The following is a 17,254-nucleotide window of genomic DNA, read 5'->3' on the forward strand; positions in this document are numbered from 1 at the left end:
GGCTAGCCCAACCACGCCACCAGCTGGTACTGCTTCTTGCCCCTGCGCAGCAGCAGGTAGCGGTCAAACAGCCGCTCCTCGGCACTGAGCTGCTCATCCTGCCTGATGGTGCCATTGAGGCTGATGGCCCCCGCCGCCAGCAGCTCGCGGGCGATGCGTTTGGAGTTCGCCAGACCGCAGCTGACCAGCAGGCTGACCAGATCAGTCTCGCCGCTGACTGTGCTGCTCGGCATGCCATCCTGCGCCAGCTGGGCCAGATCGCTCTCGCCGAGGCGGACCACGTCGCCGCTAAACAGCAGCTCACTGATGCGCTGCACCGCCGCCAGCGCCGCCTTGCCATGCACCAGTTCGGTCAGCTCGTTTGCCAACACCTGCTGGGCCTGCTTGCGCCCCTGCCGCTGGGCATCTTCCTCCTCCAGTGCATCAATCTCGCTCAGCGACATAAAGCTGTAGTAGCGCAGGAAGCGGTAGACATCCTCATCCGCGGTGCCGAGCCAGAACTGGTAGAAGGCGTAAGGGGAGGTGAGCGCCGGATCGAGCCAGACCGCGCCACCCTCGGTCTTGCCGAACTTGGTGCCGTCTGCCTTAGTGATAAGGGGCAGGGTCATGCCGTGTACCTGCGCCTGATGGAGGCGACGGGTGAGATCCATGCCGCTGGTGATGTTGCCCCACTGGTCGTTGCCGCCAATCTGCAGGGTGCAGCCGAGCCGCTGGTGCAGCACCGCAAAGTCGTAGGATTGCAGCAGGGCGTAGGAGAACTCGGTGAACGAGATACCCTGATCCGGGCGGGCCAGCCGCTGGCGCACCGATTCCCGTGCCAGCATGGCGTTGACCGAGAAGTGCTTGCCGATATCCCGCAGAAAATCGAGGGCGGACATCTGCCCCATCCAGTCGCCATTGTTGACCAGTTGCGGGGCGGACAGGCCGTCATCGGCGGGCAGAAGCGCCCTGATCTGGGCCGACAGGCTCGCCACCCAACCCAGCACGGTATCGGCACTGTTGAGGCTGCGCTCGGTCGCCTTGAAGCTGGGATCGCCGATAAGGCCGGTCGCCCCGCCCACCAGTGCCACCGGGGTGTGGCCTGCCAGCTGGAAGCGGCGCAGCATCAAGAGCGGCACCAGATGACCGATATGCAGGCTGCCGGCGGTGGGATCGAACCCGCAATAGACGGTGCGTGACGTGGCGAGGTGGTCGGCCAGGGCCGCCGGATCGGAATTCTGGGCCACAAGGCCGCGCTGGCTCAGCTCATCGAGCAGGTGGGGGTTGATCATGGGTTCTCCAACAGCAGGGGGAAAAGCCGTCATCCTCGCCGTTCTGGCCCGTGGCGAATATGTCCCCTGAGGGACAGTTTTGTCACTCTCGTGCTAGCATCCAGCCATAGTGGGGAGATGCTCCCCGCCACCGGGAACCCACCACCATGACTCAACGACCATGACCCAGCCATTCACCGCAGATGCCCTGACCCGCAGCATGACCGAGGTGGTCAATGCCCTGCACAGCAGCGCCTTTGCGGGGGCGCTGGTACGCCTGATCCAGCAGCAGGTGGCGTTTGATTGCGCCCTGCTGCTCGGGGTGGGGCAGCGGCCCGTCTATCTTTACGACAACCTGAGCCACCAGCGAGCCCTGCTGTTTGATCGCTACCTCACCAGCCACTTCAGTCAGGATCCCTTTATGCAGGCGCTGGAGCAGGGCTTGCCTGCCGGCGTCTGGACCCTGGCGCAGGTGTCACAAGGGCGGCTCGATCCTGAATATCGCCATCACTTCTATCAGGCCACCGGCTGGCAGGAGGAGGTGGGGCTGATCCTGCCGGTGCGGGACGGACTGACGCTGATGCTGTTTCTCGGTCGCCTCGACAAGCGCAGTACCCTCAGTCGTGACGAGCTGGCACGGCTGGAGGGGGTGTTTCCGCTGGTACATTCGCTGTGTCGTCAGCAGTGGCAGCAGAGCCAGCCGCTGCTGGCCCAGAGCACTGCGCAGCCGGACAGCACCAGCCTCAAGAGTGCTGTGGAGCAGGCGATGGCAAGCGTAGGGGGCGATAGGCTCACCCGCCGGGAGCGGCAGGTGGCGGAGTTGCTGCTGCAGGGGCTGGATACCGAGGCGATTGCCGCTGCGCTCGGGATTGGCAACGGCACTGTGAAGAATCACCGCAAGCACCTCTATGGCAAGCTGCGGCTCGGCTCGCGGGCCGAGTTGTTCAATCTCTTTCTGAACCATCTGATCACGGCGCCGGTTGGCGACATACAAACCCCATAACGACATAACCCCGCCGAAGCGGGGTTATTTTCATTATGCGTCCACAACACCAGACAATATCGTCAGATACGGCCCTGGTAGCGCAGCGGGAAACGGCCCTGACCGTCGGGTTGACCGAGGAAGGGCAATCCCTGCTTCATCTCTTCCGGCAGCTCAGGGCCAGGTTTGAGAGAGCCCTGGAACAGGTACTGGCGATTGGCCTGCAGTTCCAGTTTGCCCATCACCTGCACCGCCTCCGAGCTCTGCTTGAGTTCGGCCACCAGACGGGAGTCGATGCAGGTCAGCTTGATCTCGGGATCACCCAGCGGCAGCTTGCCGGCCGAGGTGTCTGCATCGGCGCCATACCAATAGAGATTGCCGTAAAGGTTGTCACACCAGGGGTTGCCCTGGGCAAACTGATCGACCTTGAGCTGCAACTGACCCGCCACCGTCAGCGGGAACGGCAGCCGCATGGGCACCCGATCCAGTACCCAGGGTGCGGGCACATTGAGGGTAATGTCGCGACCAAAGGCGGCGCCGTTCCAGCCGACCACACCCTGGCCATTGAGGCCGCTGCGATCGCCGAAACGCAGAAAGACCTCAGGGGCGAAGCGCAGCAGTGACCAGCCGTTGAGCTCCCAGCGCAGCTGGGTCAGCGACTCGCTGGCATATTGCAGCCGGGCGACCTGGCCGCTCCAGAGGGTACCGCTCACCCCTTCCAGCTGCACCAGGTTGGGCGGCAACGGCAGATGGCGCACCACCAGAGTAGCGGGCAGCTTCACCAACAGAAAACCGAGATAGGCCACCAGAAACAGGGCGGCGATCAGTACTTTTTTCTTCATAGAAAATGACTCAACTGAAAATGTCTGGCCTTGACCAAGCCCGGAGCCCCACAGGGACGAAATACCTGGCACTCGGCGGCACTCAGCCCGCTGGATGTCATTGGGGACGACTCAACTGCAAGCGTCTGACCTTGACCAGGCCCGGGGCCAGATTCTCACGGGCCACCTCGATGACCTGCACCTGGACACCGTGCTGATCGGCAAGGCTCGCCAGCCAGATCAGCAGATCATCGAACGGCACTGTGTCGATCCACACCTGCAGCTCCTGACCCTGGGGTTGCAGACGGGCAATCTTGATCTTCTGGTTGAAGGCGGTGCGGTTCACCACCCCTTCCAGGGTGCCGCTGGTGTCAAGCTGACGGCCCTGACCGCCCTGCATCGCCAGCACCTCTTCCCCCTTCTCTTTCAGCCAAGCGAGCGTCTGTTGCTGACTCAGCACCTGCCGCTCGCGCTCGGCGATGCGGTTGGCGATGGGCTGCCAGACGATCCAGTAGAAGAGCCCGATCAGCAGGCAGCTGCCACCCACTGCCACCAGCCGCTGCTCGCGGGCGCTGATGCTGCGCCACCAGCCTTGTAGTTTGTCCATCATGATGATTTACCTTTCAGCACCAGTGCCCCTTCAACCTTGCCTTCTGTGCTGCGCACCTCACCCTGCTGCACCTCGAAACGCTTGCCCGCCAGCTCGCGAAAGCGCTCTATCTCGGTGAAACCGGGTGCCGTCACCTGCAATCTAAGCTCGCCCCGGGCGGCGTCGAAGCGCAGCACCTGCGGCTTGAGACCCGGCACCTCGGCGAAGGTGGGGGCCAGTTCGGTCAGCAACAAAAGCACACCATCCTGCGGCGTCTGCCCCAGCAACTTGAGGTGCTGCGCCATCTGGCTGCGCACGTTCACGATGCGGGTCTCCCCCGGGAAGATACGGGTGTAGACCTGCCGGATCTCTGCCTTGAGAGCCTTGTCCTGCTCCGCCAGCTGATAGAGATGCACACCGCGCTGGGTCAGCGCCACCAACAGCAGCAAGCCGGCAACCACGGCAACCTTGCGCCACTGCAACCAGTAACGGGAGTATTCGGTTTGCGGCCGGTAGGGGCCCTGCAACAGGTTGGCCTGACAGTTCAACGCCCCTTTGGCCAGAAGCAGCATGGGCAGTTCCGGATCCGCCGCCTGCCAGTTAGCATTCGGGATCGGCGGTACCGGGGTATGGCTGTGGATGGTAACCGGTTCGGCTTCGACCGCCAGCAACATGGCCAGCAGCGGCTCGTCGGCCACTATGCCCTGGCAAGGGCCCTGGCGCAGCAGCCACTCCTTGCCCAGTTGCAGGGCTGACCAGCCGTCGGCGGCCTGAGGCAGCGCCAGCACGTCCGGCAGCAGTTGCTGGCTCTTGAGGCCCGCCGCCTCCAGCCAGCCCAGCCAAGTCTGCATCTTCTCCTTGTCGACCGCCATCAGGTCCACATCGTGGCCCTCGTGGCCCAGCACCACCAGATACAGTTCATCCACATCGGAGGCGATTTGCTCCTCCAGCAGATAGGGCAAGGCAGCCGCGGCCTGGCGACTGTATTTTCCCGGCAGGCTCACCCGCCGGAAGATAAGGTCGCTGCCCGGCACCAGGGTCACCACGGGGCGGCCACCGGCACGCTCCCGCAGCTCGCCGAGGGCATGGGCCGAGGCCAGGGTACCGGAGGCAATGATCTCCTCCTCCTTCGCCGACCACACCAGCCACTCGACCGGTTGCTGCGCATTGGTCCCCAGACGGATGACCAGACTCTCGCTCACAAATATCTCTCCTGCCATTCCCGTCCGCATCCAGAAGATGGGCGGGAGCGCAGCCTTTGGCTGCTGTCCAATACGGATTCAGAGCGGGTTCGGCCATCAGCCGTCACCCACACCTGTTTGTTATTCGGCGCCACCGCTGAGGCGGCGCAGCATCACCAGCTTGTTGTCCTTGCCACGCACGAAGACACTCTCCAGCCTGGCCCGGGTATCACCGACTTCGGCGATCAATTTGGCTTCGAAATAGCTGCTCTTGACGTCCAGCGCCGTATCCAACCCGATGATTGTGCTCACCTGCACCGGCATCTGATCCGTCATCGCTTTTTTATCCTTCCACCCCTTCTGGGGGCGGCTGGTCAGCACCCGCTTGGCGTCATCGAGACCAATCTTGTCCTGATAAAGCGCCACCAGCAGCGCGGCCTGCTCCGGCTTGATGGTGTTGATGTTCACCACCAGCTTGTCGGTCGGCAAGGCGCACACATAGGGCGCCAGCCGGGCATACAGTTTGGCACTCACACCGCGCACTGCCCTCAGCTCATCCGTGCTGATCATCCACTGGTTCGCGGTCAGATAAGGGGGCGTCAGCCCTTCGTAATAGGCATCTTCGGCACCGTAGCTGGAGACCAGCGCCGTATCCTTGTCGGTCCAGTCGCGGATGGCGTCGGTCAGCTGCACCGCCTCGTAATCCTCGACTTCGAGCTGCTTGAGCAGGGCGCGAAATGCCTTGACCTGATAGGGCTGCTTCTCGAGGTCATCGCCGCTCACCCCGTCTTTCAGGGGCACGCTCAGGCTGTTGAGGTTGAAGCAGGATTGCAGATCCCGCACCCGACCGGTCAGCTTGCCGTCATCCACCGGGAAGACAGCATCCTGCCTGGCCCAGTTCTGGCCCAGGTTCACCACATTGGGATCGTCTTTGAAATCCTGAGTCAGCACCTTGCTCACCAGGGCTTCCGCCGACATGGCATACCACCATGCCTGCTTGCCGGCAGTGAGGTTGCCGGTGCGGCGCAGTTCCAGCTGCAAGCGACCGCTCATGTTGCTGGCAATGATCACCATCACCGACAAGATGAGCAGCACCACCAGCAGGGCCATGCCGCCCTGGCGAGCCGGTCTGGCTGCGTGCACTCCCCGATTGCCCCTAGTTGCCATTGTCTGCTCGCTGGCCACCGGCCCCTATCAGGAACTGGCGGCGAATGGTGCCGTAATCCTCCAGATCCAGCTCCACCGCCAGGCCGTAAGGCAGCACGTTGCGCTGGGTCCACTCCTCCTTCCAGGCACCCTTGTCGTAAAAATAGAGCCGCAGCGCCGTCACCCGATCCAGCATGGGCTGAATACGCGGCTCTGTGCCGATCACCGGATCCGGATAGAGGTAGCTCAGCCGCTCCAGCTTGTGATCCTTGAGACGCCAGCCAACCCGCTGTAAACCGGAGCGTGGCAGCATACCATCCGGATTGAGCCAGCCACCGCGAATGAAGGCCATGCCCCAGTCATCGCTCTGCTGGCCGAAACGGGACGCCGCCAGCAGCACCTTGTTGTTCTCGCCGTCGATGCGGCCACTGCGGGGTACCATCTGGGTGATGTCCCGCTCCATCAGGGTGAAGGCCAGCTGCAACTCGGAGAGACGGGCCTCTTTCTTCTTGGCCACCTCGTCACTGGTGAGCACACCTTGCAGCACCTGATAAGCACCCATGCTGAGGCTGGCGAAGATGGCGATGGCCACCAGCATCTCAAGCAGAGTAAAACCGCCCTGACCAGATCTCATTTGGGTATCTTTGACCAGGTTCATCGGCTGATATAGGTCCGGATCATGGCCACAGGGCTATCGGCCTTGGGGGCAGTACGCACTTCCATATCCAGCGCCTTGAGGTTGTTGTCGGCGGTGGCGACGCCGCGATAGCGCCAATACCAGGTCTGCCCAGCCATCTTCTCGTCCCCTTCCACCCAGCTATCGCCGGGCCACTTGGCTTCGAGTTTCTGCTGCACCAGCTGGTTTTCCACCACCCAGGTCGCCAGCGTCTTCTCTTCCAGATAACTGAGTGCAGAGAGGTGTTCGCTGGCGGTTTTCATCACGGCTAGACCCGCGATGGCAAACACCGCCAGTGCGACCATGACCTCGAGCAATGTCATGCCACGGGCGTTCACTCCTCTTCCTCCTCGTCCTGCAGCAGTCGCAAGCGACCGAATTCATCCGCCTTGACAGTCCGCAGGTAACGCACGTCCTCATTCTGCTGGGTCAGGGTCAATACGAAAGGGCTGAGCTCGCCACCGGGGAAGATCAGTACCTGGGGCGTACGCTCCTTCTCGTCCCGACCCTGCTCGGTTTTCTCGTCGGACTCGGTCCGCCAGCTGAACCCTTCGAGCTCGATGGCCAGCGTCATCTCGTCCGGCAGTGTGACCTGCCCCAGGATCTTGTCATCGGTCAACGCCTGCCATTTGCGATCCTTGGCCCCGCGCTGCATGAACTGCCAGCCGCTCGCCTCGATACGCAGCCCCACCAGCCGACCATCCATCACCGAATACTCCTGCGCCTGTTGCAGGGTCGCCATGAAGCGGCGCGCCTGCTTGTCGAGCTCGCGATCGCCTCTGGCCCCCCCCATGCTGAGGGTGACGGCAGTGGCCACCAGCCCCATCAGCATGGCCACCAGCAATACTTCCAGCAGGGTGAAACCGGCTTGGCGATGACGAGACGAGGAGCCCCTCACGGCAGCCTCGCCCACAGCACCTTGATGGCAGCGCAATCAATCACTTATTGGAAATCCTTCAGATTCCAGTTGCCGATGTCGTCATCGGTACCGGCTTCGCCATCCAGCCCCATGGAGAAGATATCGATCTTGCCGAACTGGCCCGGGCTCAGCAGCTGGTAAGGATTGCCCCAGGGATCCTGCGGCAGGCGCTTGATGTAGCCGCCATCACGGTAGCTGCGCGGCTCGGGGGCAGCGGTCGGCTTGTTGACCAGCGCATCCAGGCCCTGCTCCGTGGTCGGATAACGGTTGTTGTCCAGCTTGTACATGTCGAGGGCATTTTCCAGCGCCACTATATCGGAGACGGCTTTCTGCTGGTCAGCCTTCTCCTTGTTGCCCATCAGGTTGGGCACCACCAGGCTGGCCAGGATCCCGAGGATCACTATGACCACCATGACTTCCAGCAGGGTAAAACCGGATTGACGACGCTTTTGCATGACTTACTCCCTAACGAAATGAGATGGCGCAGGCCATCAGAGATTGACCATATTGTTGAGCTCGAGGATCGGCTGCAGGATCGACATCACGATAAACAGCACAACCCCGGCCATGGAGACCACCAGCAGGGGCTCGAACACGCCGAGGGCGATATTAACCTGGGTTTCAAATTCCCTGTCCTGGTTGTCCGCCGCCCGCTCCAGCATGTTGTCGAGCTCGCCGCTCTGCTCGCCGGAGGCGATCATGTGCAGCATCATGGGCGGAAAAATCCTGGTTTCATCCAGCGCCTTGCGCAGGCTGGTCCCCTCACGTACCCGTTCGGTGGCCTCACCAATGCGCGTCCGGGCAAAGTCGTTGGAGAGCACTTCGCCGGCGATCTTCATCCCCTCCAGCAAGGGCACGGCACTGGCATTGAGGATGCTCAAGGTGCGGGCGAAGCGGGCCGTGTTGAGACCACGGCTGACCCGGCCGATGACCGGCAGGCGCAGTATCACCTGATGCCAGTGACGGCGACGCTTCTCGTCGGTCAGCCACCAGCGCCAGACAAAGCCCCCCAGGAACAGCAGCAGCAGGAACCAGAGGCCGTAATGCTGCATCAGCTCGCTGGTGCCGATGAGGAAACGGGTCGTCGCAGGCAACTGCTGGCCCATGTGTTCAAACTGGGCCACCACCTTGGGTACCACGGCAGTGAGCAGGATCGAAATGACCCCGACCGCCACCAGAGTGAGGACTATGGGGTAGATCATCGCCTGCAGCAGCTTGGTGCGCATATGCTGGCGCTGCTCCGTGTAGTCGGCGAGCCGGTTCAGCACCTTCTCCAGATGACCGGACTTCTCCCCTGCCGCCACCATGGAGCGGAACAGCTGATCGAACACGTGGGGGAAGGCCCCCAGCGAATCGGCCAGCGAGTAGCCTTCTACGACCTTGCTGCGCACGGTTGCCACCAAGCTGCGCAGGTGGGCCTTTTCGCACTGCTCGGCCACTGCCCGCAGCGCCTCTTCGATAGTCAGGCCTGCACCCACCAGGGTCGCCAACTGGCGAGTAATGAGGGCCAGCTCGGAAGTGGAGGCACCACGGCGAAACAGCACGAAGCGATTCGCTTCCCGCTTTGCCTTCTCTGTGGTCTCGTTCACCTCGAGCGGGGTCAGCCCCTGCTCGCGCAGTTGCTGGCGTACCTGACGGGCCGAATCGCCCTCGGTCACCCCCTGCTTCTGGCGCCCCTTGCTGTCGAGGGCTTTGTATTCAAATGCTGACAATACTTTTGCTCCTCTGCCCTAGCACTGTGACGTCTTGCTATCCCGATTCAAATCGCTTGCCTGACCGAACATCAATCTTCCCGGGTCACCCGCAGCACTTCTTCAAGGCTGGTCTGCCCCTTGAGCACCTTGTCGATGCCATCCCGGCGGATGCTGGGGGTATGACCGCGGATCAGCCGCTCTATGGCCAGTTCGCCGCTGGCGCTGTGGATCGCCTCGCGCACCGCCTCGTCGATCACCACCAGCTCGTGAATACCGGTCCGGCCGCGATAGCCGGTGTGGTTGCACTGCTCGCAGCCAACCGGGCGCCACACCTGCTGATCTGGCGCCAGCTCCATACCCATGGCCTCCCGCTCCTGCTCAGTGATGGGGCGTGGAGTGCGGCAATCCGGACAGAGGGTACGCACCAGCCGCTGGGCCAGTACCGCCAGCAAGGATGAGGAGAGCAGGAAAGGCTCTATCCCCATGTCCCGCATTCGGGTGATGGCGCCGATGGCAGTGTTGGTGTGCAGGGTCGACATCACCAGGTGACCGGTCAGCGACGCCTGCACCGCTATCTGGGCGGTTTCCAGATCCCGGATTTCCCCCACCATCACCACGTCCGGATCCTGACGCAAGATGGCGCGCAGGCCGCGGGCGAAGGTCATGTCCACCTTGGTGTTGACCTGGGTCTGACCTACCCCTTCGAGGTCATATTCGATGGGGTCTTCCACCGTCAGTATGTTGCGGTCCCGCGAGTTGATTTCGGAGAGCGCTGCATACAGGGTGGTGGACTTGCCCGAACCGGTCGGGCCCGTCACCAATATGATGCCGTGGGGCTTGCGAATGAGTTCGCTGATGATGTTGCGGTTGGCCAGCGTCATGCCAAGCTGCTTGAGCTCGAGGCGCACGTTGTTCTTGTCGAGCAGACGCAATACCACCCGCTCGCCGTAGCTGGACGGCATGGTCGAAACCCGCACGTCCACCGCCCGGCCACCGATACGCAATGAGATGCGGCCATCCTGCGGGACCCGCTTCTCGGCGATGTCCATTCGCGACATGACCTTGATGCGCGACACCAGCAGGGAGGCCAGCTTGCGATGGGGGCGCAGTATCTCCCGCAGCACGCCATCGATGCGAAAGCGAATGACCAGCACCCGTTCGAAGGTCTCGATATGGATGTCGGACGCCTCCTCTTTTATCGCCTCGCTCAACATGGCGTTGATGAGGCGAATGATGGGGGCGTCGTCATCGGCGTCCAGCAGATCCTCGCTCTGGGGCAGCTCTTCGGCCAGGGCAAAGAAGTCCATCTCGTTGCCGAGATCTTCCATCAGCTGGCGCGCCTCGGAAGAGTCGCGCTGGTAGTGAGCCATCAGCAACTCTTCAAAAGCATCGTTCTCGAGCTGCTCCACCTCGAAGGCGCAGCCCGCTACCCGCCGGACTTCCAGCAGGGTTTGCGGCGCGCCCCCCTGACGACAGAGCAGCAAGGGAGTCCCCTGGCGTTCGGTCAGAATGACACCGAAGTTGCGGGCAAAGGCAAACGGCAGCTCGGGCAGGGCTGCTGGCAGATCCGTTCCATCGAGCTGGTACGCCGCCATTACTTGTTACCCTGTACGAACGGCTGTGCTCCATCGGCCGTCGCCTGCTGGCGGGCCTTCATCAGCTCGATCTGCTTCTGTACCTCGGGCGACTGGGCCACATCCTGACCATATTCGGGCAGCACCTGACGTTTCGGTGAGGTGAGATAGCTCTCCTGAGCGGCAGCGTCCAGCTGCTCGGCCCGGAACATGGTGTACTTGTTGCTGGATATCCCCGAGTAGACGTGGGCATCGCGCAATATGGTGGGGCGGATAAAGACCATCAGGTTGCGCTTGGAGGTGGTGTTGTTGGTAGAGCGGAACAGGTAGCCCAGCACAGGAATGTCGCCCAGCAAAGGCACCTTGGAAACCTTCTCCTGAGTCTGCTCATCCATCAGACCGCCCAGCACCACGGTTTCGCCGCTTTTGACCAGCACGGCGTTCTTGATGGTGCGAGTATCGAAGGTGGGGCCCAGATCGGCAGTACCGGTCGCCTGTTTCTGCGCCACGCTGGAGACCTCCTGCTCGATATTGAGCAGCACTGAGTCCCCTTCGTTTATCTGCGGCGTCACCGTCAACTTGGTGCCCACCGTCTTGCGCTCTATGGTGTTGAACACCTGATCGCTGGTGGTGGAACTCTGGGAACCACTCTGCACCGGCACTTCCTGACCCACGTTGAAGGAGGCTTCCTTGTTGTCCATGGTGACGATACTCGGGGTGGAGAGAATATCGCTCTTGGTGCTGGTGGAGAGCGCCGTTACCAGCGCAGCCCAGTTGCCATGGTAGAAACCGGCGGCCATGCCGTTAAAGCCCTTCGCCAGATCGGCAAGACCCGTGGTGGTGCCATTCTCGTTGTAATCCTTGGCGGCAATGGCCACCGAGCCAATAGGCAGGTTGGTATCGGTAAACTGGGTACCGCCACCGTTGGTATTGGCCCACTGAACCCCCAGGTTGAGACCGTCGCCGTCGGCGATTTCGACGATGATCGCCTCCACCAGCACCTGAGCACGGCGGATATCCAGCTTGGCAACCACCTGCTCCAGCTCGGCCATCACATCCGGCTGGGCCGTGATGACCAGCGCATTGGTGGTCTCATCAGCCGAGATGGCCAGCTTGCCACCACCTATGCTGGCATTGCCGCCACCGGCCGTGGTGCCGCCCCCCTTCTTGTCCGCTTCTATGCTGGTGCTGACGCCCTTGAGCACCTCCACCATGTCCTTGGCCTTGCCATATTTGAGATAGAAGACCCGGGTATTGCCCTGGCTCTGCAGGTCGCGGTCGAGCTGGCGCACCATCTGTATGATGCGAGCCCGCGCCTTGGGTTCACCACTGACCACCACGGAATTGGTGCGCTCATCGGCCACTACCTTGGGCGCCAGCAGCAGGGAAGTGTTGCCGCCCTGGGTGTTGCCATCCTTGTTGAGGTTGGTCACCAGTCGTACCATCTCGCCGGCGGAGGCATATCTCAACTTGATGATGTCCACTTCCTGATCGCCCGCCTTGTCGACCCGGCGCACCACTTCCACCAGACGGTTGACCACGGCGGCACGGCCCGTGATAAGCAGCACGTTGGAGGGATCGTAATGCACCACGTTGCCGCCACCGGCGTTGTCGTTGAGCTGACGCAGCAAGGGGGCCAGTTCACGTACCGAGACATTGCGCACCGGCACCACCCGGGTCACCATCTCGTCGCCAATGCCCGGGTTGGTCTCATCCACCACAGGGATGGCCGAGGTCTTGGCATCCTTGGAGCGCACAACCTTGAGCACGCCGTTATCCATGGGCACAACGGCAAAGCCATAGACGTCGAGCACGCTCAGGAAGAACTGGTAATACTGCTCTTCGTTGAGCAAGTCGTAGCTGCGGACGTTGATCTTGCCGCGTACCGAAGGCTCTATGATGATGGTCTTGCTCAGGTTCTTGCCGACCGTGTTGATGAACTCTTCGATGTCGGCATTCTTGAAGCTGGCAGAATACTCGGTGGCCCAGGCAGAGCCTGCCATCATCAGCGCCGCCGCGACCGTGGCAAGACGCCAGCTCTTCCCTTTATTTATCATTCTTGGTGCTACTCCAAATCATTATTCTGACAAGCCGACATAAACGTCGTAGAGCTGTCCCTGCCGTTCGACGGTGACGGTCATTTCCGTGGCGCCTGCCACCTGCTGCATCGCCTGCATGGCCTGAGCGTTATCCCGCAGATCCAGACCATTGATGCTGACCGCCATGTCATTGGCGACCAGACCGAGTTGATTGAACAGTTCTGGATTGCTGCCCGGATTGAGGCGATAGCCGACCATGCGGCCATCCACTCGTACCGGTGAAATATTGAGGTAATCGGTGATCTTGCCGGGGTTGCCCAGCAATTCGCTGCGCACCGAGGAGAGCTTCTCATCCGGGTTGCCCTGCTTGGGCAGGGGTTTGCCGTACTCTTCCCCGTCCAGCATCAGGGTCTCGTCACGCGCGTCACGTTCTATGATGACGCGGTCGGCAAACACCTGGCGAACCTTGGCCTGGGTGCCATCGATGAAGTCACCTATGCCATAGGAATTTTGCACACCGCTGTGGGCTATGATGGCGATGGACTTGGCGGGATCGGAACTGGCCAGCACACCGTTGAGCTGCGCATTGAGCTGGGTCTTGGGTGCGTCGGCTGCGACAGCATCGGCCGCCCGGGCCTGCTGCTTCGCCTTGCCAAACAGTGCCAGCCGGCTGACGCCGCCGAGATCGAGCCGGGCCTTGCCCTGACCCTGACTGCCTGCCACGGCCGGTTGCCAGGGCTGACTGCTCTGCTGGCTACCGAGATCCAGCAACCGCCAGGTAAGACCGGCGCACTGGTGGGCCAGCAACAGCAGCAAGAGCCAGAACAGGGGCTGGCTGAAACGGGAGAGCGGCACAGTTTTGCAACGGGCCAGAAGGGAGCTCAACAAGTCATCCCTGAACGGTAGCGTCATGTTTATCAATATATTCTGGCTTCCAAATCGGTTGGCTATTGTGTACGGCAATGGACCCAGAGACAACCGACCGGATGGTATCAAGCTGTGAAAATTGACATTCCGTCACACCATCAGCCCCCCTGTTTCTATCCCGAGGCCTGCCTCTGGTATAATCAGGCTCCCCTTTCAGCCATCCCGGAGTCGATTCATGCCGAATCCCGCAGAAACCACAACCCAGGTCCGCCTCGACAAATGGTTGTGGGCCGCGCGTTTTTACAAGACCCGCAGCCTGGCCCGCGATCAGATTGAAGGGGGCAAGGTGCACTATAACGGCCAGCGCAGCAAACCTGGCAAGGCCGTTGAAGCCGGCGCCCTCATCCGTGTCTGGCAGGGCCAGGACGAGCGGGAGGTACGGGTACTGCAAGTGAGCGAACAGCGCAAGTCCGCCCCGCTGGCCCAGCTGCTCTATGAAGAGACGGAAGCCAGCCTGAAAAAACGGGCCGAGAACAGCGAGGCGCGCCGCTTCAACAGCCAGTTTGCCCCGAGCCCCGAGCGTCGCCCCGACAAGCAGGAGCGGCGCCAGCTGATCAAGGTCAAGCAATACTGACTCGCCAACGTGGCCATTTTATGACGACAGGGGGCGAGATAAGTTCCTAACCACCTGTTTATTATTGTTTTTATCTATTCACCTCACCTAAGAACCCAGGAATGCATGATGAGTAACCAAGATCTCCTGTATCGCTATCTGTTTGAAGAGTACGAAGTCCGGGGTGAGCTGGTCCAGCTGGATCACACCTACCGCCACGTGGTGGAAGCCCAGAGTTATCCGGTGCAGGTGCAAAAATTGTTGGGTGAACTGCTGGTCGCCACCAGCCTGCTGACCGCCACCCTCAAGTTCGAAGGCTCCATCACTGTGCAGTTGCAGGGTGATGGCCCTGTCCGTCTGGCGGTGATCAACGGTGACAACAACCAGCAGTTGCGCGGCGTGGCCCGCTATGAAGGGGAGCTGCCGAGCGATGGCAAGCTGCAGAGCCTGATTGGCAACGGCCAGCTGATCATCACCATCACTCCGGAGCAGGGCGAGCGCTATCAGGGCATCATAGCCCTGGACGCCGATACCCTGGCGGGCTGTCTGGAGCACTACTTCGCCCAATCCGAACAGCTGGCCACCAAGCTCTGGATCCGTACCGGCTACCACCAGGGTGAACCGCGCGCCGCCGGCATATTGCTGCAGGCACTGCCCGCCCAGAGCGAGGATCACAGCGCAGATTTCGATCACCTGACCCAGCTTACCGCCACCATCAAGGATGAAGAGCTGTTCGGGCTGGAAGCGGAAGAGATCCTCTACCGTCTCTACCACCAGGACAAGGTACGGGTGTTCGACCCCCAGGCAGTCGAGTTCCGTTGTACCTGCTCCCGCGCACGCTGTGAAGGGGCCCTGCTGCAGATAGAAAAGGAAGAAGTCTTGGATATGGTGCAGGAGCTCGGCAAGATCGACATGCACTGTGATTATTGCGGCGCCCAGTACCAGTTTGATGGGATCGACGTCGAAACCCTGTTCAGCAGGGCTCCCGATAATGATGCAAACAAGTTACACTAATTGAAGGCGGGCAAAACCCGCCTTTAACTTAAATAACAAAAAAATACCCTATTTTATAAAGTTTGATGGCGATCTCTAAACTCTACCACCTAAGTGATAGGATGAATGCCAGATAGAACCCTACAAACCTCTGAACCCAGGAGAATACAATGACAATCGTGGCAGAACCCACCCTGGCCCAACAATTAGGACTGGACCAGTACGGTATCAAAAACAGCCAAGAAATCGTTCGCAACCCCTCTTACGATCAGCTTTTCGCGGAAGAGACACGTTCTGACCTGGAAGGGTTCGAGCGCGGTGTAGTGACCAAACTGGGCGCCGTTAATGTCAACACCGGTATCTTTACAGGCCGCTCCCCGAAAGATAAATATATCGTCAAAGACACTACTACCCAGAATACTGTGTGGTGGTCTGACCAGGGTAAAAACGATAACAAAGCTATTACCCCGGAAGTGTGGTCACATCTGAAATCCCTGGTGACCAAACAGCTCTCCGGCAAGCGCCTGTTTGTGGTCGATGGCTTCTGCGGTGCCAACCCGGATACCCGTCTGGCCGTGCGCGTCATCACAGAGGTGGCCTGGCAGGCTCACTTCGTCAAGAACATGTTCATTCGCCCGAGCGATGAAGAGCTGAAAGCCTTCAAACCTGACTTCGTGGTGATGAACGGCGCCAAATGCACCAACCCGAACTGGAAGGAACAGGGTCTCAACTCCGAGAACTTCGTTGCCTTCAACCTCACCGAGAAGATCCAGCTCATCGGCGGCACCTGGTACGGTGGCGAGATGAAGAAGGGCATGTTCTCCATGATGAACTACTTCCTGCCCCTGCGCGGTATTGCCTCCATGCACTGCTCCGCCAACGTGGGTCAGGACGGCGACGTTGCCATCTTCTTCGGCCTCTCTGGCACCGGCAAGACCACCCTCTCCACCGATCCCAAGCGTCAGCTGATCGGCGATGACGAGCACGGCTGGGACGATGACGGCGTGTTCAACTTCGAAGGGGGCTGCTACGCCAAGACCATCAAGCTCTCCAAAGAAGCCGAGCCGGACATCTTCAACGCTATCCGTCGCGATGCGCTGCTGGAAAACGTGACCGTTGCCGCCGATGGCACCATCGACTTCGATGATGGCTCCAAGACCGAGAACACCCGCGTCTCCTACCCCATCTATCACATCGAGAACATCGTCAAGCCGGTCTCCAAGGCGGGTCATGCCAACAAGGTGATCTTCCTGACTGCCGACGCTTTCGGCGTGCTGCCCCCGGTTTCCAAGCTGACCAAGGAGCAGACCAAGTACCACTTCCTGTCTGGCTTCACCGCCAAACTGGCCGGTACCGAGCGCGGCATCACAGAGCCGACTCCGACCTTCTCCTCCTGCTTCGGTGCGGCCTTCCTCAGCCTGCATCCGACCAAGTACGGTCAGGAGCTGGTGAAGCGGATGGAAGCGGCCGGCGCGGAAGCCTATCTGGTCAACACCGGCTGGAATGGCACCGGCAAGCGCATCTCCATCAAGGATACCCGCGCCATCATTGACGCCATCCTGGACGGTTCCATCGAGAAAGCCGAGACCAAGATACTGCCGGTCTTCAATCTGGAAGTGCCGACCGCACTGCACGACGTGAACCCGGCGATCCTCGACCCGCGTGACACTTATGCCGACAAGGCCGAGTGGGACGCCAAGGCAGAGGATCTGGCCCAGCGCTTCATCAAGAACTTCGAGCGTTTCACCGACAACGAAGAGGGCAAGCGCCTGGTCGCGGCAGGTCCGCAGCTGTAACGCCAGCACCCGTCTTCTTGCAAACTCCAATACCGGTCAGCCCTGCTGACCGGTATTTTTTTAACCAGATGGCGGCGTTTGATCCCCCCCAAACCTTGCCTTGTGGGCGGTTGC

The 17,254-nt window shown here is 61.0% G+C and carries 17 protein-coding genes; 4 read left to right on the top strand and 13 right to left on the bottom strand.

Features of this window, described 5'->3' with window-relative positions; translation table 11 throughout:
* Nucleotides 1-2: 2 nt before the first annotated feature.
* Nucleotides 3-1,271 (bottom strand): tyrosine--tRNA ligase, encoded by a 1,269-nt coding sequence (tyrS, locus tag AXW79_RS13255; RefSeq protein WP_005315832.1) that lies wholly within the window; start codon nt 1,269-1,271, stop codon nt 3-5.
* A 160-nt stretch (nt 1,272-1,431) separates the two neighbouring features.
* Here tyrS and AXW79_RS13260 point away from each other — a divergent pair, with 160 nt between their 5' ends.
* On the top strand, nt 1,432-2,253 hold the full coding sequence (locus AXW79_RS13260; RefSeq protein ID WP_005315836.1) for a helix-turn-helix domain-containing protein: 822 nt from the start codon (nt 1,432-1,434) through the stop codon (nt 2,251-2,253).
* A gap of 62 nt (nt 2,254-2,315) precedes the next feature.
* Here AXW79_RS13260 and exeN read toward each other — a convergent pair whose 3' ends face one another.
* The 12 genes from exeN to exeC all read right to left on the bottom strand — a co-directional run bounded on the left by exeN (nt 2,316) and on the right by exeC (nt 13,759).
* Nucleotides 2,316-3,074: a GspN family type II secretion system protein ExeN gene (gene exeN, locus AXW79_RS13265; protein WP_005315839.1), complete on the bottom strand. Its 759-nt coding sequence runs from the start codon at nt 3,072-3,074 to the stop codon at nt 2,316-2,318.
* A gap of 97 nt (nt 3,075-3,171) precedes the next feature.
* Nucleotides 3,172-3,663 (bottom strand): GspM family type II secretion system protein ExeM, encoded by a 492-nt coding sequence (gene exeM, locus AXW79_RS13270; RefSeq protein WP_005315842.1) that lies wholly within the window; start codon nt 3,661-3,663, stop codon nt 3,172-3,174.
* Nucleotides 3,660-4,844, bottom strand: coding sequence for a GspL family type II secretion system protein ExeL (gene exeL, locus AXW79_RS13275; protein ID WP_073531791.1), 1,185 nt, complete (start codon nt 4,842-4,844; stop codon nt 3,660-3,662). Before exeL ends, exeM begins: the two co-directional genes overlap by 4 nt.
* A 120-nt stretch (nt 4,845-4,964) precedes the next feature.
* The gene (gene exeK / locus AXW79_RS13280; RefSeq protein WP_011899138.1) at nt 4,965-5,990 is read right to left on the bottom strand and encodes a GspK family T2SS minor pseudopilin variant ExeK; all 1,026 of its coding nucleotides are present in this window, start codon (nt 5,988-5,990) and stop codon (nt 4,965-4,967) included.
* Nucleotides 5,980-6,603: a GspJ family T2SS minor pseudopilin variant ExeJ gene (gene exeJ, locus AXW79_RS13285; RefSeq protein ID WP_011899137.1), complete on the bottom strand. Its 624-nt coding sequence runs from the start codon at nt 6,601-6,603 to the stop codon at nt 5,980-5,982. The genes exeK and exeJ overlap by 11 nt, the downstream gene beginning before the upstream one ends.
* 20 nt (nt 6,604-6,623) lie before the next feature.
* Complete coding sequence (exeI, locus tag AXW79_RS13290; protein ID WP_005315853.1) at nt 6,624-6,983, bottom strand: GspI family T2SS minor pseudopilin variant ExeI; 360 nt, start codon at nt 6,981-6,983, stop codon at nt 6,624-6,626.
* Nucleotides 6,980-7,543, bottom strand: a complete 564-nt coding sequence (exeH, locus tag AXW79_RS13295) for a GspH family T2SS minor pseudopilin variant ExeH (RefSeq protein ID WP_011899135.1) — start codon at nt 7,541-7,543, stop codon at nt 6,980-6,982. The genes exeI and exeH overlap by 4 nt, the downstream gene beginning before the upstream one ends.
* Before the next feature lie 44 nt (nt 7,544-7,587).
* The gene (gene exeG / locus AXW79_RS13300) at nt 7,588-8,019 is read right to left on the bottom strand and encodes a GspG family T2SS major pseudopilin variant ExeG (RefSeq protein ID WP_005315859.1); all 432 of its coding nucleotides are present in this window, start codon (nt 8,017-8,019) and stop codon (nt 7,588-7,590) included.
* Between the two features lie 36 nt (nt 8,020-8,055).
* Nucleotides 8,056-9,276 carry a GspF family T2SS innner membrane protein variant ExeF gene (gene exeF, locus AXW79_RS13305; RefSeq protein ID WP_005315860.1) on the bottom strand — a complete coding sequence of 407 codons (1,221 nt, stop codon included), beginning with the start codon at nt 9,274-9,276 and terminating at the stop codon, nt 8,056-8,058.
* A gap of 71 nt (nt 9,277-9,347) precedes the next feature.
* Nucleotides 9,348-10,853 carry a GspE family T2SS ATPase variant ExeE gene (gene exeE / locus AXW79_RS13310; RefSeq protein ID WP_005315863.1) on the bottom strand — a complete coding sequence of 502 codons (1,506 nt, stop codon included), beginning with the start codon at nt 10,851-10,853 and terminating at the stop codon, nt 9,348-9,350.
* A complete protein-coding gene (exeD, locus tag AXW79_RS13315; protein WP_005315865.1) occupies nt 10,853-12,889 on the bottom strand; it encodes a GspD family T2SS secretin variant ExeD in 2,037 nt (678 codons plus the stop codon). The genes exeE and exeD overlap by 1 nt, the downstream gene beginning before the upstream one ends.
* Nucleotides 12,890-12,910: 21 nt before the next feature.
* The gene (gene exeC / locus AXW79_RS13320) at nt 12,911-13,759 is read right to left on the bottom strand and encodes a GspC family type II secretion system variant ExeC (RefSeq protein ID WP_272481857.1); all 849 of its coding nucleotides are present in this window, start codon (nt 13,757-13,759) and stop codon (nt 12,911-12,913) included.
* A 214-nt stretch (nt 13,760-13,973) separates the two neighbouring features.
* Here exeC and hslR point away from each other — a divergent pair, with 214 nt between their 5' ends.
* The 3 genes from hslR (at nt 13,974) to pckA (ending at nt 17,140) form a co-directional block, all read left to right on the top strand.
* Nucleotides 13,974-14,372, top strand: a complete 399-nt coding sequence (gene hslR / locus AXW79_RS13325) for a ribosome-associated heat shock protein Hsp15 (RefSeq protein WP_005315870.1) — start codon at nt 13,974-13,976, stop codon at nt 14,370-14,372.
* 108 nt (nt 14,373-14,480) lie between these two features.
* Nucleotides 14,481-15,365, top strand: coding sequence for an Hsp33 family molecular chaperone HslO (hslO, locus tag AXW79_RS13330; RefSeq protein WP_005315872.1), 885 nt, complete (start codon nt 14,481-14,483; stop codon nt 15,363-15,365).
* Nucleotides 15,366-15,514: 149 nt separating this feature from the next.
* The gene (gene pckA, locus AXW79_RS13335; RefSeq protein ID WP_005315875.1) at nt 15,515-17,140 is read left to right on the top strand and encodes a phosphoenolpyruvate carboxykinase (ATP); all 1,626 of its coding nucleotides are present in this window, start codon (nt 15,515-15,517) and stop codon (nt 17,138-17,140) included.
* The last annotated feature ends 114 nt before the right edge of the window (nt 17,141-17,254 follow it).

The organism is Aeromonas salmonicida subsp. salmonicida, from assembly GCF_001643305.1.
GTDB lineage: Bacteria > Pseudomonadota > Gammaproteobacteria > Enterobacterales > Aeromonadaceae > Aeromonas > Aeromonas salmonicida.